The 18,875-nt window shown below is 70.5% G+C and carries 17 protein-coding genes; 13 read left to right on the top strand and 4 right to left on the bottom strand.

Annotated elements, in window-relative coordinates:
• Positions 1-227, bottom strand: a 227-nt coding sequence (locus ACFY12_RS33250) for a GntR family transcriptional regulator (protein WP_390719688.1), incomplete at its 3' end; no start/stop codon positions are given.
• A 319-nt stretch (positions 228-546) separates the two neighbouring features.
• Here ACFY12_RS33250 and ACFY12_RS33245 point away from each other — a divergent pair.
• The 9 genes from ACFY12_RS33245 to ACFY12_RS33205 all read left to right on the top strand — a co-directional run bounded on the left by ACFY12_RS33245 (position 547) and on the right by ACFY12_RS33205 (position 10,183).
• Positions 547-1,752, top strand: a complete 1,206-nt coding sequence (locus tag ACFY12_RS33245; RefSeq protein ID WP_390719687.1) for a flavin-containing monooxygenase — start codon at positions 547-549, stop codon at positions 1,750-1,752.
• Between the two features lie 172 nt (positions 1,753-1,924).
• Positions 1,925-2,725: a ferritin-like domain-containing protein gene (locus ACFY12_RS33240; protein WP_390719686.1), complete on the top strand. Its 801-nt coding sequence runs from the start codon at positions 1,925-1,927 to the stop codon at positions 2,723-2,725.
• Positions 2,726-3,014: 289 nt separating this feature from the next.
• The gene (locus tag ACFY12_RS33235) at positions 3,015-3,992 is read left to right on the top strand and encodes an arsenic resistance protein (RefSeq protein WP_390719696.1); all 978 of its coding nucleotides are present in this window, start codon (positions 3,015-3,017) and stop codon (positions 3,990-3,992) included.
• Between the two features lie 63 nt (positions 3,993-4,055).
• A complete protein-coding gene (polX, locus tag ACFY12_RS33230; RefSeq protein ID WP_390719685.1) occupies positions 4,056-5,807 on the top strand; it encodes a DNA polymerase/3'-5' exonuclease PolX in 1,752 nt (583 codons plus the stop codon).
• Positions 5,808-5,844: 37 nt separating this feature from the next.
• Entirely contained in the window at positions 5,845-6,993 is a 1,149-nt protein-coding gene (locus tag ACFY12_RS33225; protein ID WP_390719684.1) for a hypothetical protein, read from the top strand.
• Between the two features lie 473 nt (positions 6,994-7,466).
• A complete protein-coding gene (locus ACFY12_RS33220) occupies positions 7,467-7,577 on the top strand; it encodes a keywimysin-related RiPP (protein ID WP_390719683.1) in 111 nt (36 codons plus the stop codon).
• A gap of 25 nt (positions 7,578-7,602) precedes the next feature.
• Entirely contained in the window at positions 7,603-9,453 is a 1,851-nt protein-coding gene (locus ACFY12_RS33215; RefSeq protein WP_390719682.1) for a lasso peptide isopeptide bond-forming cyclase, read from the top strand.
• A 44-nt stretch (positions 9,454-9,497) separates the two neighbouring features.
• Positions 9,498-9,752, top strand: a complete 255-nt coding sequence (locus ACFY12_RS33210) for a lasso peptide biosynthesis PqqD family chaperone (protein ID WP_390719681.1) — start codon at positions 9,498-9,500, stop codon at positions 9,750-9,752.
• Positions 9,749-10,183: a lasso peptide biosynthesis B2 protein gene (locus ACFY12_RS33205; RefSeq protein ID WP_390719680.1), complete on the top strand. Its 435-nt coding sequence runs from the start codon at positions 9,749-9,751 to the stop codon at positions 10,181-10,183. The genes ACFY12_RS33210 and ACFY12_RS33205 overlap by 4 nt, the downstream gene beginning before the upstream one ends.
• A 75-nt stretch (positions 10,184-10,258) precedes the next feature.
• Here ACFY12_RS33205 and ACFY12_RS33200 read toward each other — a convergent pair whose 3' ends face one another.
• Complete coding sequence (locus tag ACFY12_RS33200) at positions 10,259-10,879, bottom strand: hypothetical protein (RefSeq protein ID WP_390719679.1); 621 nt, start codon at positions 10,877-10,879, stop codon at positions 10,259-10,261.
• A 528-nt stretch (positions 10,880-11,407) separates the two neighbouring features.
• On the opposite strand from ACFY12_RS33200, the gene ACFY12_RS33195 reads away from it, so the two are divergent.
• Both ACFY12_RS33195 and ACFY12_RS33190 read left to right on the top strand, forming a co-directional pair.
• Complete coding sequence (locus tag ACFY12_RS33195) at positions 11,408-12,232, top strand: SMP-30/gluconolactonase/LRE family protein (protein ID WP_390719678.1); 825 nt, start codon at positions 11,408-11,410, stop codon at positions 12,230-12,232.
• A gap of 140 nt (positions 12,233-12,372) precedes the next feature.
• The gene (locus tag ACFY12_RS33190; protein WP_390719695.1) at positions 12,373-13,029 is read left to right on the top strand and encodes a maleylpyruvate isomerase N-terminal domain-containing protein; all 657 of its coding nucleotides are present in this window, start codon (positions 12,373-12,375) and stop codon (positions 13,027-13,029) included.
• 55 nt (positions 13,030-13,084) lie between these two features.
• Here ACFY12_RS33190 and ACFY12_RS33185 read toward each other — a convergent pair whose 3' ends face one another.
• Together ACFY12_RS33185 and ACFY12_RS33180 are read right to left on the bottom strand one after the other, a co-directional pair.
• A complete protein-coding gene (locus ACFY12_RS33185; protein WP_390719677.1) occupies positions 13,085-14,698 on the bottom strand; it encodes an HtaA domain-containing protein in 1,614 nt (537 codons plus the stop codon).
• A 120-nt stretch (positions 14,699-14,818) separates the two neighbouring features.
• A complete protein-coding gene (locus tag ACFY12_RS33180; protein WP_390719676.1) occupies positions 14,819-16,438 on the bottom strand; it encodes an HtaA domain-containing protein in 1,620 nt (539 codons plus the stop codon).
• A 126-nt stretch (positions 16,439-16,564) separates the two neighbouring features.
• Here ACFY12_RS33180 and ACFY12_RS33175 point away from each other — a divergent pair, with 126 nt between their 5' ends.
• On the top strand, positions 16,565-17,671 hold the full coding sequence (locus tag ACFY12_RS33175) for a hemin ABC transporter substrate-binding protein (protein WP_390719675.1): 1,107 nt from the start codon (positions 16,565-16,567) through the stop codon (positions 17,669-17,671).
• Positions 17,668-18,864, top strand: coding sequence for a FecCD family ABC transporter permease (locus ACFY12_RS33170; protein ID WP_390719674.1), 1,197 nt, complete (start codon positions 17,668-17,670; stop codon positions 18,862-18,864). Before ACFY12_RS33175 ends, ACFY12_RS33170 begins: the two co-directional genes overlap by 4 nt.
• Positions 18,865-18,875: the final 11 nt, after the last annotated feature.

Raw genomic sequence — 18,875 nt, 5'->3', positions numbered from 1 at the left:
AAGCCCTTGTTCCGGACAGGCTCGACCAGGCCTTCACGGGCCAGGTCGAGCATCGCCTCACGTACCGGCGTGGCGGAGATCCCGAAATCCCCGGCAAGGGTGGGCGCCGAATACACCACACCCGGACGCAGCTCGCCGGAGATCAGAGCGGCCCGCAGAGCATGGCTCACCTGATCGCGCAGCCGCTCCCGGCCCACGTTGAGGTCACGGTGCTTCAGGTGCCCCATCGTCGTCGTGATCCCTTCACCTGGTATGGACCACTACCGTACAATGTCACGTTGCTCCGGCGGGCGACAGGGTATGGGTTCGGCGAACACCCCTGCGAGCAGGGCCTGTTGGATGATCTCAGCCAGGCGCAGCCCACAGGCGGTGACCTCGGAGGCGGGCTTGGGGACCGCGCCGTCCCCGCCCGGCGTTCCGGCTCAACTCCCCTGCGCGCGGCGTGACTCCGCGTAGGAGCGTTCGTTGAGGCCAGCGATGTCTACAAAACGTAATCATTCTGGTCATTCACGCCATCCCCACCCTCCTCACCAGCCCCCTCCGGTCGTGGTGATCGGTGCCGGACCCAGTGGACTGGCGGTCGCCGCGATGCTGCGCCGGGCCGGCGTGCCCGCCGTCGTCCTGGAGCGCTCCGGCGGTGTGGGGACGAGCTGGAGCGAGCGTTACGACCATCTGGAACTGCACACCACACGCGGCTTCTCCCGCCTGCCCGGGCTGCGGATCCCCCGGCAGGCGGGTCTGTGGGTCGGTCGTGACGACTGGGTGCGCTATCTGGAGAGGTACGCCGTCCACCACCGGATCGACGTCCGCACCCACACCGCGGTACGGCAGATCGAACCGGCGTCGGCGCTCTCGGACCGGCGGACGGAGGCACGCTGGCAGGTGCACACCGCGGACGGCACGCTGCCGGCGAGGGCGGTCGTCGTCGCCACCGGCCGCAACCACGTTCCCCTGCTGCCGGACTGGCCGGGCCGGGACACCTTCACCGGCGAACTCCTGCACTCGCGCGACTACCGCAACCCCGGCCCGTACCGGGGCCGCGAGGTGCTCGTGGTCGGTGCGGGCAACAGCGGTGCGGAGATCGCCGTCGCACTGGCCGGGGCGGGGGCGGCCAAGGTCTGGATCTCCGTACGGACCCCGCCCCACATCGTGCCGCGGTCCAGCAACCGGTGGCAGGCCGCGGGGCTCGTGGCGGCGCGGATGCCGATCGCGTGGGGCGACCGGGCCACCGCGCTCATGCAGCGCCTCGCCCTGCCGGACCTGACCCCGTACGGGCTCCCCCGGCCCACCACGGGAATGTTCACCCGCGCCGCCCACGAGGAGGTCAACCCCGTCCTGGATCACGGCTTCGTCGACGCCATCCGGGCGCGGCGGGTCCTGCCGGCCGCGGCGGTGACCGGTATGGACGGCCCCCGTGTCCTGCTCGCCGACGGCACGTCCCGCACCCCCGATGCCGTCATCGCGGCCACGGGGTACCGCTCCGACCTGGAACGGCTCCTCGGCCCGCTGCCGCTCCTCGGCGCGAACGGACTGCCCGTGGTGCGCGGAGAGCGGACCAGCCCGCACGCGCCGCAGCTGTACTTCGCCGGCTACCACAACACGCTCACCGGAGCGCTGCGCGAGGTGGGCATCGAGGGGCGCCGTATCGCCCGGGCCATCCGGCGGTCGGCGGACACCGCGCAGATTCCGGCACCCCGCGGCGCGGAGGAGAAGGCCGGTGAGCGGAAGGACGGTGAGCGGGAGGCGCGGTGAGCGGAAGGCGCGGTGAGCCTCCGCACCCTCGCCGCATGGGCGGTACGGCCTTGTGCCGTCGCTCGATCGGGCGATACCGCGCGGGGTGTGGCCGCCGGGGGCCGTACGAGCCGTCCCGGTCTGTTTGCCTTTCCCCGTCCGCTGACCAGACGCCTGGAGAGCCGCCATCGCCATGCTGTCCGTACGGAAGCTGTTCCTCGACATCCACGACAACGACGAAGCGTTCCAGCTGCTGTGCACCCTCACCGCAGCCGGACGGGCCTGTTGCGGCGGGGAGAGCGAACGCATCGCCGCGCTGGTCACCGACCCCGAACTGGCCCACAGGATCACCCGCCATGGGGACGAGGAGAACGAGCACGCGCGGGTCTTCCACACCCTGCTCCGCGGCCGGGGTCTGGAAGCGGCCCAGCTCTGCGCCGATCTCGACTACATGGCACAGCTCGAAGAGCGCGGCCTCGGCTTCCCGCACGACCGTCTGCGGGACGACGCGCAGACCCTCTGCGAGGAGGACGTCATCGCCTATCTGTCCCGCAGCCGCGTCACCGAGCAACGCGGGGCGGCGGAACTGCGGTTGATGCAGAAGGCGCTCGCCGAACGGCCTGAGGTGCACCGCGCCCTGACGTCGGTCACGCGCGGTGAGGCGCGGCACCTCGCCTACGCCCAGGAGGAACTGCTGCGCCTGGCCGACGGCGACCGACGGCGGTCCGCCCTGGTGCGGCGGAGCCTGCGCCGGACCGCGCTCGCCGAGATCCGCGTTCACCGCGACGTCAGCCTGGCCATGATGTCCCGTATGGGCGCGATCCTGGGGTGGTCGTGGACCAGGAGGCGGCTGCTGACCTTCAGTATCCGCATGGCGTACCTCTTCGAGCGCTGCGGCGGCTGGCGCCGTCTGACCAGCCTGCGCATGCCCCCGCCCGGACGGCGCACGGTGCTCGGCCGGCCGGCGGCCGCCGGGCCGCGCGGCCGTCGATGACCCGGACGTGCACCGCCGGAGTCGCCCTGGGACCCCGCGCACCGCGGCGCTCATCCCCTTCCGCAGCCCTGTCCTGTAGTCCCCTTCCTGCACCCGCCGCTTCCTCCTCCCCCGTATCCACACACACGGCACCGACGCCCCGTATCCACACACGGCACTGACGTCGCGCCCCCGCCGGTCGGCCAGGGAGGATGGCGGGCCGGCAGGCCCCACGGGAAGGCGGGGCGGACCGAGACGGAGCAGAGGAGCCACAGGGGTGTCGGAAGAACCGCGGGGCCTGGTCGCGCGCATGGAACACCACCAGGTCGCGGTCTATGTCGCCGCGCTAGCCGCGGGCGCCGCGCTGGGCTGGGCGGCCCCGGCCGTGGGGCCCGGCCTGGAACACGCCATCAACCCGGTGCTGGGGGCCCTGCTCTTCGTCACCTTCCTGCAGGTGCCCGCCGCGGAACTGGTGCACTCCGTCCGCGACGGCCGTTTCCTGTCGGCGGCTCTGGTGGTGAACTTTCTGGTCGTCCCGCTGGTGGTCGCCGCGATATACCCGTTCCTCCCCGCCCACCAGGCCGTACGGCTGGGTGTCCTGCTGGTGCTGCTGTGCCCGTGCGTGGACTACGTGATCGTCTTCTGCGGACTGGCCGGCGGAAGCAACCGCCGCCTGCTCGCCGCGACTCCGGTGCTGCTGGTCGCCCAGATGCTGCTGCTCCCGCTGTTCCTCTACCTGTTCATGGGGCCGGCGCTGGCCGACGTCGTGGCGGTCGGCCCGTTCCTTCAGGCGTTCGCCTTCCTCATCGTGATCCCCCTCGCACTGGCCTGGGCCACTCAGGCGTGGGCCGCCCGCCGGCCGGCCGGGCGGACGGTGTCGGACGCGGCGGCCACGACGATGGTGCCGCTGATGGCCGCCACGCTCCTGGTGGTGGTCGCCTCCCAGGTTCCGCGACTCGGCGACGGCGGCGGCCACCGCGACAGCCTCGGCGATATCGCCGCCGTGATCCCGTGCTATGTGCTGTTCCTGGCCGTGATGGCGTTCGCGGGGCGGACCGTGGCCCGGGCGTTCCGGCTGGACGGCCCCGCCGCCCGGGCCGTCGTCTTCACCGGCGCGACCCGTAACTCCCTGGTCGTCCTCCCCCTGGCCCTGGCTCTGCCCGACCGGCTGGCCGTCGCCGCCGTGGTCGTGGTGGTCCAGACTCTCGTCGAGGTCCTGGGCATGGTCGGCTACGTCCGTCTGGTGCCCCGCCTCGTCGCTGTGGACGAGAGCGTGCCCAGCCCCTGACCCGGGCGGGCCACCGCCCCGGCTCAGGCCGCTGCGGAGGCCCGTCCGCACTAAAATGGGCCTGTGGTCCGGCCCAATGAGGAGGTCCAGGCGCTGCTCCAGGAGTACGCGGACCTCGTCCTGATCACCGGCGGAGACGCGTTCAAGGCCCGCGCCTACGAGAAGGCCGCACGTGCCATCGGCGGCTACCACGCCGATGTGTCGAAGCTCGACGCCGCCGGTCTGCTCGAGATCCCGAGCGTCGGCAAGTCCATCGCGGACAAGGTGATCCAGTATCTGCGGACCGGCCGGATGCCCGCCGTGGAGGAGGTCAGGGCGAAGATCCCGGCGGGCGTACGCCAGCTGATGGCCATCCCGACCCTCGGTCCCAGAAAGGCCATGACGCTCTACCAGGATCTGCACATCGCCTCGGTGCCCGAACTCGTCGACGCCATCCACGAGGAACGGCTGCGCGACCTCAAGGGCTTCGGCCCGAAGACCGAGGAGAACATCCTCCACGGCATCGGCCAGATGCGGGCCTCGGGCGACCGGGTGCAGGTCAACGTCGCCATGGAGGTCGCCGAGGAGATCGTGGCCGAGCTGTCCGCCCTCTCCGGCTGTGAACACTGTGCGTACGCCGGTTCGCTGCGCCGTATGCGGGAGACCGTCGGGGATGTGGACATCCTGGTGGCGGCGGCCGTCTCCGCCCCCTTCATGGACACCTTCGTACGGCTGCCGGGCACGGCCGAGGTCATCGCCCACGGCACGAAGAAGACCTCCATCCGTACCGCCAAGGGTCTCCAGATCGATCTGCGCGTCGTACCGCCCGACTCGTGGGGCGCGGGACTGCAGTACTTCACCGGCTCCAAGGCCCACAACATCCGCACCCGCGAGATGGCCGTGCGCCACAAGCTCAAACTCTCCGAATACGGCCTGTTCCACGCCAGGAGCGGAAAGAAGATCGTCTCGCAGACCGAGGAGGAGGTCTACGCCCGGCTCGGTCTGCCCTGGATCCCGCCGACCCTGCGCGAGGACCGCGGCGAGGTCGCCGCAGCGCTGCGTGGAGAGCTTCCGGACCTGGTCACGGAGGCGGACATCAGGGGCGACCTGCACACCCACACCGACCTCACGGACGGGCTCGCGCCGCTGGAGGAGATGGTGGCAGCCGCCGCCCGGCGGGGCCTGCGCTACTACGCGGTCACCGACCACGCCCCGAACCTCGTCATGCAGCGGATGACCGACGAGAAGATGCTGGCCCAGCGCGAGCGGGTGCGCGCACTCGACGGTAAGCACCGCAAGATGCGCCTGTTGCACGGCACGGAGCTCAACATCGCCCCGGATGGGACAGTGGACTGGCCGGAGGAGTTCCTACGGGGCTTCGACGTCTGCGTGGCCTCCGTCCATTCCCACTTCCGCCAGGGACGGGACGCTCTGACCCGGCGGCTGCTCACGGCCTGCGAGAACCCGCGGGTCAACATCATCGGGCACCCGACCACCCGGATCATCGGCAGACGCGCGGCCCTCGATGTGGACCTCGACGCGGTGTTCGCCGCCTGTGCCCGCACCGGGACGGCACTGGAGATCAACGCGCACCCCGACCGGCTCGACCTGTCCGACGAGCACATCCTGCGGGCCAGGCGCTACGGCGTGAAGTTCGCCGTCAACACCGACGCCCACGCGCCGCTCCACCTGGACTACCTGCGCTACGGCGTGGGCATCGCGCAGCGGGGCTGGCTGACCGCGGACGAGGTGATCAACACCTGGCCCCTGCCACGACTGCGCCGGTTCCTTCGCAAGGAAAACACTGCGAAGGGCTCGGCACCCATATCGCCCTAATCTGGAAGTACCACTGTCCCCGAGCCGGGGGAAGATCATGGAACTGGGATTTCTCAAGCCGCTCTTCGACCGTCCGGGCCCATGGGCCTCTGTGTACATCGACACCACGCGCGCGACCGAGGACGCGCAGAAGCAGCAGAAACTCCGCGAGCGCTCCATCGCATCGCAGCTGATCGACGGAGGTGCCGACGCGTACACGTGCCGGGCGGTGATGGACCGGCTGGCCCATGAACCGGTCTCCGGGGCGCCGCCCGGCCGTGCCGTCTTCGCCGCGGGTGCCGAGGTCGTGCTCGACATCCCGCTCAGCGTGCCCCCGGTCACCGGCGAGGCGACCTGGTCCCTGCTGCCGCACATCGCCCCGCTTCCCGGGCTGATCGGCGAGGAGCCGACGTGCATGGTCGCGTACATCGACCGCACCGGCGCCGACATGGAGCTGCGCGAGGCGCAGCGCAGCCGTACGGTGGCCACCGCGGACGGCAAGGAGTGGCGGGGCCGAGGGCACCGCAGCATCCCCGCGGACCGGTACGAGTGGCACTACCGGAACAAGGTCGAGAACACCTGGAACGAGACCGCGGAGATCATCGCGGACGAGCTCACCCGGCAGTGGCCGGAGAGCGGCGCACAGCTGCTGGTCCTGACCGGCGACCCCCGCGAGCGCCGGGCCGTGTACCACCGGCTGCCCGAGCGGATACGGGCCGTCACCGTCGAGGCCGAGAACGGCAGCCGGTCACCGGGCGCCTCCAAGCGCCTGCTCAACCGTGAGATCGCGCAGGCCCGCGAGCAGTACGCGCACTCCCACCTGGAAGACGCCCTCAACCGCTTCCGCGCCGGACGCGGCCGCCCCGGCGAGCACGGTGTACGGGGTGTCGACAGCAACCCCGGAGACGCGGCGGAAGGCGTGCCCGCCGTCGTGGACGCCGCCCGCAGCCACCAGGTGGACACCCTGCTCCTCGGGCAGGACGCGTCCGACGGCGGCCGCGACGTCTGGATCGGGCCGGGCGTCGACCAGGTCGCCGTCCAGCGCGGCCAGGCGCAGGCGATGGGCGTCAGCAAGCCCCAGCGGGCGCGGGCGGACGACGCCGTACTGCGCGCCGCGGCGGCGGCCGACGCCGAGGTACTGCTGGTCCCCGAGGGCGTGCCGGGCCCGTCGGGCGGCTTCGGTGCGGTACTGCGCTGGATCGCCTGACACACCGGCACCACACCCGTGGGCGGGATCGGCTCCCGGCGGCCAGGCCGCCGAGGCGCCGACCCGCACCACGCCGGGCGGCCGGCAACCAAGGGACCGTGAAGGAATTACAGGACTGTAAGAAATCACGTCACGCCATCAGACCGGACCGCAGCGGAATTACATCGAACACCGATTCAGCCGTCGTACGCAGTACCTTATTTCGGCACCTGGATACGACACCTCCCTTCACTCAGGGGAAACAGTGGTCACACTCAATATCACCCGTACACGGACGGGATATTGAGTGCGAGATGACTTGTATTTATTTCCTACGTAGGCTTGCCGTGTATCGCTGATAGGACGCTAGTATTCCTATGCGTTCAAGCCCCTGGCATACGGCGCAAACCATGAGCCCGCGAATGTGTCGGGTCATGGCACGCCGGTTTTCGGTTCGGCCAGGGCGACAGGTACACCACTAGTGAGGAGTCGTCATGAAGAAGGCGTACGAAGCTCCCACCCTCGTCCGGCTCGGCACGTTCCGTGAGCGGACCGGTTTCTTGAAGACGGCCGGAAACGACCGTCTGATCCTGAGCAAGAACTAAGGCAGTCGGCTCGCGGAATCGACACATGCCTACGTCGCATGAGACGGGGGGAGTGGGCCCCGGTGACGCACACTTCGCGGTCTTTCCGGACTGCGCGGATGCGGTAGCCGCGGCCCGCTCCTTCCTCCGTCCAGAAGCCAGCACCCTGGCGCATCCCTCGGGCCGGCCGTGGCTGGTCGGCCGGTGGAGCGACCAGGAAATCGTCACCGCGCACGCCGGACGGGCCGCCATTACCGTGGTGGGCTGCTGCCCGGTCGGCCCGGACGAACTCAAGGGGTACGCACACCGGTTGCGGGACCTCGCCGAACTCGACGCACTGGCCCGGCGGCTGACCGGAAGCTTCCACCTCATCGCCGCGCTCGACGGACGGCTGCGCGTGCAGGGGACCGCATCCGGCCTCCGCCTCGTCTTCCACGCGGCCGTCGACGGCGTACAGGTGGCCGCCACCAGTGCCGATGTGCTCGCCGCCGCGATCGGCGAGGAGCCGGACGAAGAACGGCTGGCCGTACGGCTGTTGTGGCCGACGCCCTACCCGCTGTCGGAGACCTCGCTCTGGTGCGGCGTGACGGCCGTACCCGCCGAGGATGCACTGATCGTCGCACCCGACGGTCGGACGGCCCGGCGCTCGCGCTGGTGGACGCCGCCCGAGCCGGTGCGCTCCCTGGCCGAGAGCGCGCCCCTGGTGCGGGAGGCCCTGTCGGAGGCCGTCGACGCCCGTACGAGCGCGGGCGGCGTGGTCAGTTGTGACCTGTCCGGCGGTCTGGACTCCACCTCGGTCTGCTTCCTGGCCGCGCGGTCACCGGCCCATGTGGTGGCCAGCACCTGGCCCGGCCGCGACCCTGCCGACTCCGACCTGTACTGGGCCGAGAAGGCCGCCGGATTCCTCCCGGACATCGAGCATGTGATCTGGGACGCCGACGAATCCCCGCTGGTGTACGACGACCTGCTGGAGATCGACGACCTCATCGACGAGCCCACCATCGGCGTCATGGACCGGTCACGCGTCCTGCACCATCTGCCGGAGCTGGGCCGGCGCGGCAGTCGGCTGCATCTCACCGGCATCGGCGGTGACCACGTCGCCTGGTGCTCCGAGGCCTACTACCACCGCCTCCTCCGTACCCGCCCACTGCTCGCCCTCCGGCAGCTGCGCGGCTTCCGGACCCTGTTCCACTGGCCGCTGGGCGCCATGGCGCGCACCCTGGCCGACTCCCGGTCGTACGGACAGTGGCTCGCGCACTCCAGCCGACAGCTGCGCGAAGCAATGCCGCCGACCGTCACGGGAACCCTCGGCTGGGGGGCACCACCACGCCTGTTCGACTGGATCACTCCCGAGGCGGCGCACGTCATCGGGCAGGCCCTGCGTGACGCGGCCGAGAGCGCCGTGCCGCTCCACCCCGACCGGGGCATGCATGCCGACCTCGACCAGATCCGCAGCGGCACGAGGATCGTCCGGCAGTGGGACCGGATGGCAGCCCGCGCGGGCGTGCCCATGGCCTCACCCTTCTTCGATGACCGGGTGATCGAGGCCTGCCTGGCCGTCAATCCCGCCGAACGTGTCACGCCCTGGGCCTACAAGCCCCTGCTGACCGCCGCCATGCGGGGGATCGTGCCGGACGTGTGCCTGGAGCGCACCAACAAGGCACAGGCATCCATGGACGCCTCCAACGGATTGCGTGAACGCCGGGGCGACCTCATGGAGTTGTGGGAGGACTCATGCTTGGCCCAGCTCGGCCTGGTGGACGGCCGTGCGCTGACGGAGCTGGCCCGGCGGCCGTCCACTCCCGGGCTGAGAGACGCGATTTTGTATTCGACGATCGCCTGCGAAGTGTGGCTGCGAAGCCTTTCGCGTAACAGGCAAAAGGTTTCCAGAGGCTGAAGGCTCAAGAGTTCGCCGGTTTACGACGGAAAGGGATTCGGCATATGGCACTGCGCCTCGCCGCTGATATCACCACTGCCGAGACGGATTACGGGACCGTCCTGCTCGACCAGCGCAGCGGTCAATACTGGGAACTCAACCCCACCGGCACGCTCGTGGTCCGGACACTGCTCGACGGCGGCGAGGAAACGAACGCAGTCGACGCAGTCATCGCAGAGTTCGACATCGACCGCTCCCAGGCCGCGCAAGACGTCGCTGCGCTCATCGACCTGCTGCGGACCTCGGGGCTGACGGTATGACGACACCGAGCGCACTGACCCGGCCGACCGGCGTCCCGCTCACCCTGCGGCTGGCCGCACGGCTCATCATCCTCCCCGCCGTACTGTTGTCCTTCCTGCCACCGCGCCGGATACGGGCGGTGCTGGGCGCCGTACGCCATGGAGCGGCGCCCGCCTCCGCCGCACAGGCCAAGTCCGCCCGGGACGCGGTCTGCGCCGTCAGCCTCTTCTGCGCGGGCCCCCGCGGCTGCCTTCCGCGCTCCCTGGGCACCGCCCTGCTGTGCCGGCTCGGGGGAAACTGGCCGACCTGGTGCACCGGGGTAGGCAAGGTGCCCCCGTTCGCCGCCCACGCCTGGGTGGAGGTCGAAGGCCGGCTGGTGGACGAAGGAGTGCCGGACGACTACTTCGCCCGCCTCCTGACCGTCCCTCCGGTCCGGCGGCCGGACCGTTGAACCGTCCGGGACAGTGTCCTGCCCGTCCCGGACGTCCGCGTCCGGCCGCGCCCGCGCGGCGACGGCCAGCTCGGCTCAGCTCACCGTCTGGTCGCCGTCGGGAAGGTCCTCGACCGTCACCTTGTCCCGCGGCACCCCGAGCCCGTCCGCCACCGCCCTGGCCAGGCCGTCCGGGTCGGGCTCGGTGGGTACGGGCACCCGCTCGCCCTCCGCGTAGCTCTCGATCGCCTTGGCGAAGTAGCTCGGGTGCCAAGCACCGACGGCGCCCCTGACCTCCACCGCGCCTACGCCCCGTGCCCCGACGCGCTGCTTCACCGCGGCGAGGATCCGGTCCGACCGGTACTCCCCCGGCACCTGGAACAGACTGGCGTGCGCACCCACCATGCCACCGTCCTGGAGACGGACGGTCACCGTCAGGCAGCTGGTCACGCTCGGGTAGGTGAGAGTCCCGCCGGGCCCGACCTCGCCGACCTGCCCCTCACTGATCCTCACGTTCGCGGGTGTGCCGGGCCCCGGCGTACGCACGGAAGGTGCCGCCGTCCCCGGGAGGAGTCCGGCCGCGGCCGCCGGCTGAGCCTGGGTCATGACCGCGCAGGTCGCACCGAGGGAACTGAGGGAGAGGACCAGCAGTGTGGTGACGCGTGACCACACCGCGCCGCCCGGCCGCATCCGCCGGACCTGCGCTTTCCGCACCACACGCCGCTCCGTCTCGGTAGCGTTCGTCTCAGTAGTGCATATCTGTCCCATTTCGCGGGTTCTCCCCGTCCCGTGACTGCTGCCCATGCCGTAGCTCCTGTCCTTCCTGCGGCTTCTTCCGCTTCCACTCCTGGAAGGACAACCCTCACACGACGGGGCCCGTGACGACGACGCGGTCCGTCATGACGACGCGGCCGGTGGCCTGACCGTCAGCTCCGATCCCCCTCGCAGAAATGGGCAACCTGACCGTCACGTGGGCGACGCAGCCCAACTACCCTGCCTGTCATGACAGTTGACATGAAACGAAAGCCCACCGGCGGGCCCGGCACGCGGCCGGAAGGCGGAGCCGTGACTCACTCCCACGTGGCGGCCTTCCTGCGGCGGACGGTCTGCGCGGCAGGCCTGGCGTCCGCACTGGCACTCACCGCCTCTCCGGCGTCGGCATCGGTATCACTATCGGCACCGACTCCGGCATCGGTATCGGCAGCCACACCCCTGGACCGGTGTACGCAACAGGCACACACGGAGGTGTTCCGGGCAGGCGGCACACCGCTGCTCGACTGGCGGGAGAACCTGGAGTTCGACGGGCGCGGCATGCTCTGGGTCTCGCACATCACCCAGCACCGGGTCGAGGGGTACGCACCCGACGGGACGCTCCGGACCAGTTTCCCGGTGAACGGCCCCGGCGGAATCCGGCGCGGACCCGACGGGATGATGTACGTCAACTTCGGTGTGAATCCCCTGACTTCATGGTTCTCAGGAGGCGGAATCATCCGTTTCGACCCGACCGCCGCCGCCACGCCGAAGCCGGTGAAGGTGGTGGACGGGGTTTCCGGTATCAACGGCCTGGCCATCGACGCCGACGGCAATTTCTACCTCGGCCGCGAACTGGCCACCAGCGTCCTCAAGATACGCCCGGACGGCACGACGGACGAGAAGTGGACACAAGCCGCGAACATCTTCGGCACCAACGGCCTGCAGATCATCGGGGACCAGCTCTACGCGAGCGTCATCACCCACCCCGCCTCCCCCGTCGTACGGATCCCCCTCAACGATCCCGCCCACCACACCACGGTCACCCACCTCAGCCCCAACCCCCTCGACATCAAACTCCTCGACGACCTCACCGCCTTCGACGGCAATCTGCTCGTCACCTCCTTCCGGGACGGCGAACTCATCCAGGTGGATCCCGCCACCGGCCACTCCTGCGTCCTCGCAACCGGCCTGCGCATGCCGACCAGCGTGCGGGTCGCCCGCGGCTTCGGTGAGCACAGCGCACAGCACGCCCTGTTCGTCTCCGAAGCCTCCGGCCGCATCATGAAGGTCACGGTTCCCCGGCACGGGACCGGCTGACCGACAACTGGCCGACTGACAACCGGCCAACACCCGGCTGAGAAGCCGCTCGTACGCCGCCCAGGCCGCCCGTCCGGGTACGCCGACCGACACCCGAAAAGCGCTTGTCCACCCGTGCCGAACCGCACTACCGTGCCGATGTGGATCTCTTCTCGCTCTCCTGGACGGCGTTGCGCACGGCGGTCGCCGACGTCCCGGACGAGGACTTCGTACGGCCGTCCGGCTGTGCCGGCTGGCTCGTACGGGACCTGGTGTGCCATCTGATCATCGATGCCCAGGACGTCCTGATCACCCTGGTGACCCCCGCCGCAACGGAACCGACCCACGACGCGGTGACCTACTGGGACGTCGCCGAAACGCCACCGACCGGCGACGATCCTCTCGACGCGTTGATCGTCCGGTTGGCCGCCGCGTACGAGGAGCCCCGGCTGCTCAAGTTCCACCTCGACGACCTCGGCTCCGCCGCCGGCCGCGCCGCCGAACTCGCCGACCCTGGCCTCCGGGTCAGCACCCAGGACAAGGTGCTCACCGCGGGCGACTACTTCTCCGCGTACGTACTGGAGTGGACGCTGCACCACCTCGACCTGATCGCGCACCTCCCGGGCGCGGTGGAACCCCCGGCGGAGGGGCTCGCCCGGTCCCGCGAGATGCTGGAGAAGATCGCCGGGGCCGCGTTCCCCGCGTCGTTCTCCGACCAGGACGCGCTACGGGTCGGCACCGGGCGGCGAGCCCCGACCGACGCGGAGCAGGCCGAACTGGGTGAGCTGGCTGCGAAACTCCCGCTCGTCATCGGGTAGGGCCTCATGCGGGGCCCCGGCCGGTGGAACCGGACGGGGCCCGAGGCAGGACCGGCTAGCGAGTGGTGCGACGCCGGGTCGCGTACATCGTGGCGCCTCCAGCGAGCACGAGGGCCGTGGCGGTACCGAGCAGGGTGCCGCTGGGGACACCGGAGCCGGTGGCGGCGAGGGAACCGCCGGCGGTGCCGCTGCTGAAGCTGGGCGATCCGGATCCACCGGCCGACGCGTCACCGGCACCGGCGGCAGCGGTACCGGAATCACCCTCACCCGAGCCGGTGTCGCCACTCGGGAGCTGGGCGTTCTTGTCGACTGAGACGACGAGCGTCACCGGATCCAGGGACTGGCCCGGCTTGTACATGTTGTCGAAAGCCGTGGCACCGGCAGCGGTGAGCGTGGCCGGGACCTTGTCGAGCGTGACGACGCCCTTGGCCGGGTTGAGCGCGCCCGACGGGACCTTGAGGTCGGCAACCGGCATGGCGTTGGTGGTGGTGATCTTGCCGGACGTGCGGGACTTGGCCGACACATCGGCGCTCAGTGTGCCCTTGGTGCCCTGGACCTTGACTTTGAGGTTGCCGAACTTCAGGTCCAGGGCGCCGGAGTGGGCGAGGAACCGTAGGGAGCCGTTGAAGCCGGCGTCCAGGGTGGACTTCGTGGCGTCGTGCGTACCGTGGCCCTTCGGGAAGCGGTAGCCGGCGCCGGATACCGCGGCACCACCGTCCAGTTCAGCCTTACCGCCGCCGATCGGTCCGGTGACATAGTCACGGAAGGACTTCTTGACGCCCCAGTCGAGTGCGCCGCCGACGATCTCTCCGGTGGCGGCAGTGGCGGCGATATCGGCAGTAGCGGCCGAGGCCGGGGAGCCGGGACGATCGGGCCCGCCGCCGGGCTTGCTGCCGGGCTTGTTGTCGGGCTTGTTGTCGGGCTGGCTGTCGGGCTTGCTGTCAGTCTCAGTGCGGGGTTTTGTGGCCGGCCGTTCCGCCGGCTGCCGTGTGGGCGGTATCGGGTCCGGGGTGTGCTCGGGAACCGAACCCGGATCCGGCTTGCCTGCGGAGGTCGCCGGAGCAGCCGGAGTGACGGACAAGGTGACGGGATCGAGTTCCTGGCCCTCCTGGTACATGCCGTTGAAGGCCTTCGCGCCCTCGGCGGTCAGCTTCGCGGGGATTCCCGTGAAGGTCATCGCCCCGCCCGTACCACTGCCGGGCCGTACCCCGCTCAAGTTCAGTGAGGCCAGCTTGACATCGTCCTGGGTCGTACCTGACGCGGTGACATCGGCGGTGATGGCGCCACCGGTGCCCTGTGTCGACACCTTCAGGTCGGCCAGTTTGATGTCGAAACCGTGCCACCGCGAGGTGAAACGGACGCTGCCCTGGAAGGTGGCGGCGACCGCATGACTTCCGGTGTCGTAGCTCCCGGTACCGCCGGTGAAGGTGAACGGGCCGTTGTCCGCGGCTTGTTCGGCACCGTCGGCGGTCGCGATCGAGCCGAACGCGATCCCGTTGACGTACTTACGGAACGACTCCTTCACGCCCCAGCCGAGCGTGCCGTGCTTCAGGCCGATCCGTGTGGCTCCGGATTCCCCGTCGGCGGCGAGGGCCACGGACGGCATGCCCAGCGCCGCGCTGGTGGCAAGCGCCGCGACAAAGGCGAGGGATCTGTGTGTGGCGGGCATGAGTGTGACGTCTCCTTCGTGGAGTGGATATGTGCAAGTGGGGAGGAAGGGAAGGGGGAGCCCGGAAAGGGAAAGGGAAAGGGAAAGGGAGGGGAAGGAAGGGCAGGGCGCGGCGACAGATCAGGAGCCGGGCGGGGACGGGAGGATCGCGGCCGCGCGGCGGCGCCAGGCGCGCAGGACGAGGAAGGTGGCCGCACCGGCGAGCACGACGGCGCCGGCCGCCAGAGACAACGGCAGGGCCACGGATCCGGTGTTCCCTTCCTCGGCGGTCTGCCCCGGTCCGCCGCCCTGCGCCGTCTTCGGCTTCGTCTGCGAAGAGCGGGCCGACGCGGGATCGCTGCCGAGATCGGGCAGTGCAGGCAGGCGAGTACCTTCCTTCACGGCGACGGCGAGCGAGACCGGGTCCATGACCGTGCCCGCCGGGTACATACCGGCGAACGCCTTCGCCCCTTCCACCGTCAGCTTCGCCGGTGCCTCCTTGACGGCGATCAGACCGTTGTCGGAGCTCAGTTGGCCGGCGTCGAAAGTGACCAGTGGCGTCTTGCGGGCGATCCTGGGGGCGCTCTCGCCGCCGGTCGCACCGGTGGTGACATCGGCGGAGAGGGTGCCCTTGCCGTCCCGTACGGTCACCGTGACAGCGCTCAGCGCGAGGTCGAGGTGGCTGCCGGTGAAGCGGACCGTGCCGCTGAACTTCGCATCGAGCGTGTGCTCTTGGGCGTCGTACGCGCCGTTGCCGTCAGGGAAGCGGAAGAGCGCGCCGCCGTCCTGGGCGCCCTCGCTCAGCCGCCAGCGGCCTCGGGCGACGGGGCCGGTGACGTACTCCCGGAAGGTCCGGCGTACGCCCCAGTCCACGGCCGCGTCGGCGAATGATCCGTCGTCAGCACCCTTGCCTGCGCCGTCCTGGCCGTTGCCCGCATCCTTGCCCATGTCTTCTTCTCTGCCCTTGTCGCTGCCCTTGTCGCTGTCCTTGGCCGTGGTGTCGCCTTGGCCGTCGCCTGCCTCTCCCCCGACGCGGACGTCGGCGGAGAAACTGACCGGATCCAGGGGCGTACCGGCGGGGTAGTAGCCGGCGAAGGCGCGGGCACCCTGTGCGGTGAGGGTGGCCGGAAGATTGTCGAGGGCGACGGGGGTGCTGCCTCCGCGGGTGTCGAGGCCACCGGCGTCGAGTGCGGCCAGCGGCACCCCGGCGGCCGTGGTGACCTTGCCGGTGCCCTTCTCCTTGCTGGTCATGTCTGCGTAGAGGGTGCCCTTGCCGGCGGAGAGGACGACGCGGGGACGGCTGATCGTGAGGTCGAGTTCATAGGAGCCGTCCGGCTTCTGATGGCCGGTGAAGTGCACGCCTCCGGAGTAGCCGGCGGTGAAGGTGCCGCTGTCCGGATCGTAACTGCCGGTCGCCGAGTGGAATCGGAAACGGCTGCCGCCGACAGTGGCCGAGCCGTCGGTGAGGCGCCAACTCCCCTGCGCGATGGGCCCGGTGACGTACGACTGGAAGGAGGCTTTGATCGCCCAGTCGAGCCGTCCCCCGGCCAGCGTACGGTCCGCCGCGTACGCCGTGCCGGACGGGAGGAGCGTGGTGGGCATGCCCGCCAGCAGGATGGCTCCGACCGCGACGGTGACCATCCGGAACAGCGCACGCCGCAGGCGGTCGCACACCAACCGGGTGCGGTGGCGGAGCGGGCCACCGGCGGGATGGTGTGCACGACCGCCGACAGGATCGGCGGCCGGTCGGAACGGCAGCATGAGGCGCCCCCAAGGACTCGTAATTTAGGCAAGGCTAACCTAAGCTAACTTTGCTTTTGGGGGAACCCCGACTCCGCACGGACTCACCGGCACCCGGTGAACCGGCGCACAGAGAAAGGCGGGACAGTGACCGCACCCCTCCGACGACCCGTCCTGCGCTGGGGCAGGTGCCTGCGCGCCACGTCCGGCGCGGCGGCCCTCGCACTGGCCCTTCTCGGCTGTTCGGCCGACGGGAGCGGTACGGGCGGCGCACCGGGGCCGGCCGCCACCGCAGCGGCGAAACCGGCTGCCGACCGGGTCGAGCCGCTTTCCGGTCCCGCGCCGAAGGCGGCACTGCCGACGACCGTACGCTCCGCCGACGGCCGCCAGGTGACGGTCCGCAAGACCGACCGGATCGTGCCCCTGACCGGCGCCCTCTCCGAGATCGTCTTCAGCCTCGGACTCGGCGACCGGGTGGTGGCCCGGGACATCACCACCACCTTCGAGCAGGCGAGCAAGCTGCCCGTGGTGACCCGCGCACACGACGTCTCGGCCGAGAACGTGCTCTCCCTCAAACCCGATGTGGTGCTCGCCGACAGCCGGACGGGCCCTGCCGAGGCCATCGAGCAGATCCGCGACGCGGGTGTCCCCCTGGTCGTCCTCAACCCGGCGACCACGCTCTCCGACGTCGACCAGCGCATCACGGCGGTCGCCCGCGCCCTCGGAGTGCCGAAAGCGGGGGACGCGCTGGTCGCCCGGACCGACCTGCGGATGTCGGCCGTGCGGCGCACCATTCCGCACAAGGGCGGCGAGGACAGCACAGACGGCAAGGATGGCAAGGACGGCAAAGACGGCAAGCTCGCCGACCGGCCCCGGGTGGCCTTCTTGTATCTGCGTGGCTCCGCCTCCGTCTATCTCCTCGGTGGTCCCGGCTCCGGTGCCGATTCACTGATCGAGGCGGCCGGGGGCGTCGACGCGGGCAAGGCTTCCGGGCTGACCAAGGACTTCACCCCCATCACCAGCGAGGCACTGGCGAAAGCCGCCCCGGATGTCATCCTCGTCATGGCCAAGGGGCTTGAGTCGGTCGGCGGGGTGGACGGGCTGGTGAAGATCCCCGGCGTGGCCGAGACCCCGGCCGGCGCGGACCGCCGTGTGGCATCCGTCGACGACGGTGTACTGCTCAACTTCGGCCCGCGCACGGACCAGGTGCTGCGCTCGCTGGTCACCCAGATCCACACCGGGCGGCGGGCATGACGACGGCGGAGACGCGGTACGGCGGGGGTGCGCCGCATGGATCCGCCACTGGTGATCCCCGCGCGGACAACACCGAGGTCACCGAAGAGCCTGAGGACGCGGCGGACGCGGCGGACGCGGCGGACGCGAGGGGCACCGAGACCGGAACCGCCTCCCGTGGCCGTCTCCCCACGCGCACCGCCGCACTGGCCCTCGGACTCGCCGTCGCCCTGCTGCTCGCTGCTCCGCTGTCCGCCGGTACAGGTGCGTACGACATCCCGGTCGGTGACGTCATCCGCTCCCTGCTGCATCAACTGCACCTGGGCGGCGGCGTGCTGGACCGGGCCGGCGAGAGTGTGCTGTGGCACGTCCGGCTGCCGCGGGTAGTCCTGGCGATGCTGGTCGGTGCCTCCCTCGGCTGCGCGGGTGCGCTGATGCAGGGCGTCTTCGGCAATCCGCTGGCCGAGCCGGGGGTCATCGGAATCTCGTCCGGTGCGGCGGTCGGCGCGGTCGGTGCCATCGCCCTGGGGCTGACGTTCCTCGGCAACTGGACCGTGACGGTCTGCGCGTTCGGCGCGGGGCTGCTGACCGTGCTGGCCGTCTACGCGCTCTCCCGTTCCGGCGGGCGCACCGAGGTCGTCACACTGATCCTCACCGGCATCGCGGTGAACGCCTTCGCGGGCGCCCTGATCGGACTGTTCCTGTTCACCGCCGATACGGCGCAGATCACCCAGATCACGTTCTGGCAGCTCGGCTCGCTGGCCCAGGCGACCTGGCCGAAGGTGCTCGCGGTGCTCCCCTGCGCCGTCGTGGGCCTGGCGATGGCGCCGCTGTACGCCAGGCGGCTGGATCTGCTGGCGCTCGGTGAGCGGCCCGCCCGGCATCTGGGGGTGGACGTCGAACGGCTGCGCAGGGCGCTGATACTGGTCGTCGCGCTGCTGACCGGCGCCGCGGTCGCGGTGGCCGGTGTCATCACGTTCGTCGGGCTGCTGGTCCCGCATCTGCTGCGGATGGCGGCCGGCCCCGGACACCGCTTCCTGATCCCGGGCAGCGCACTCGGCGGCGCACTGACGCTGGTCGTCGCCGACCTCGCGGCCCGCACCGTCGCGCAGCCCGCAGAACTGCCGCTCGGTGTGCTCACCGCGCTCTTCGGCAGCCCGTTCTTCTTCTGGCTGCTGCGCAGGACCCGGCGCAGACAAGGAGGTTGGGCATGAGACCCGCCCAA

Source organism: Streptomyces sp. NPDC001339 (assembly GCF_042895955.1).
Lineage (GTDB): Bacteria > Actinomycetota > Actinomycetes > Streptomycetales > Streptomycetaceae > Streptomyces.
Note: the sequence above shows the minus strand (reverse complement) of the source record. Positions and strands in the feature narration are given on the sequence as shown.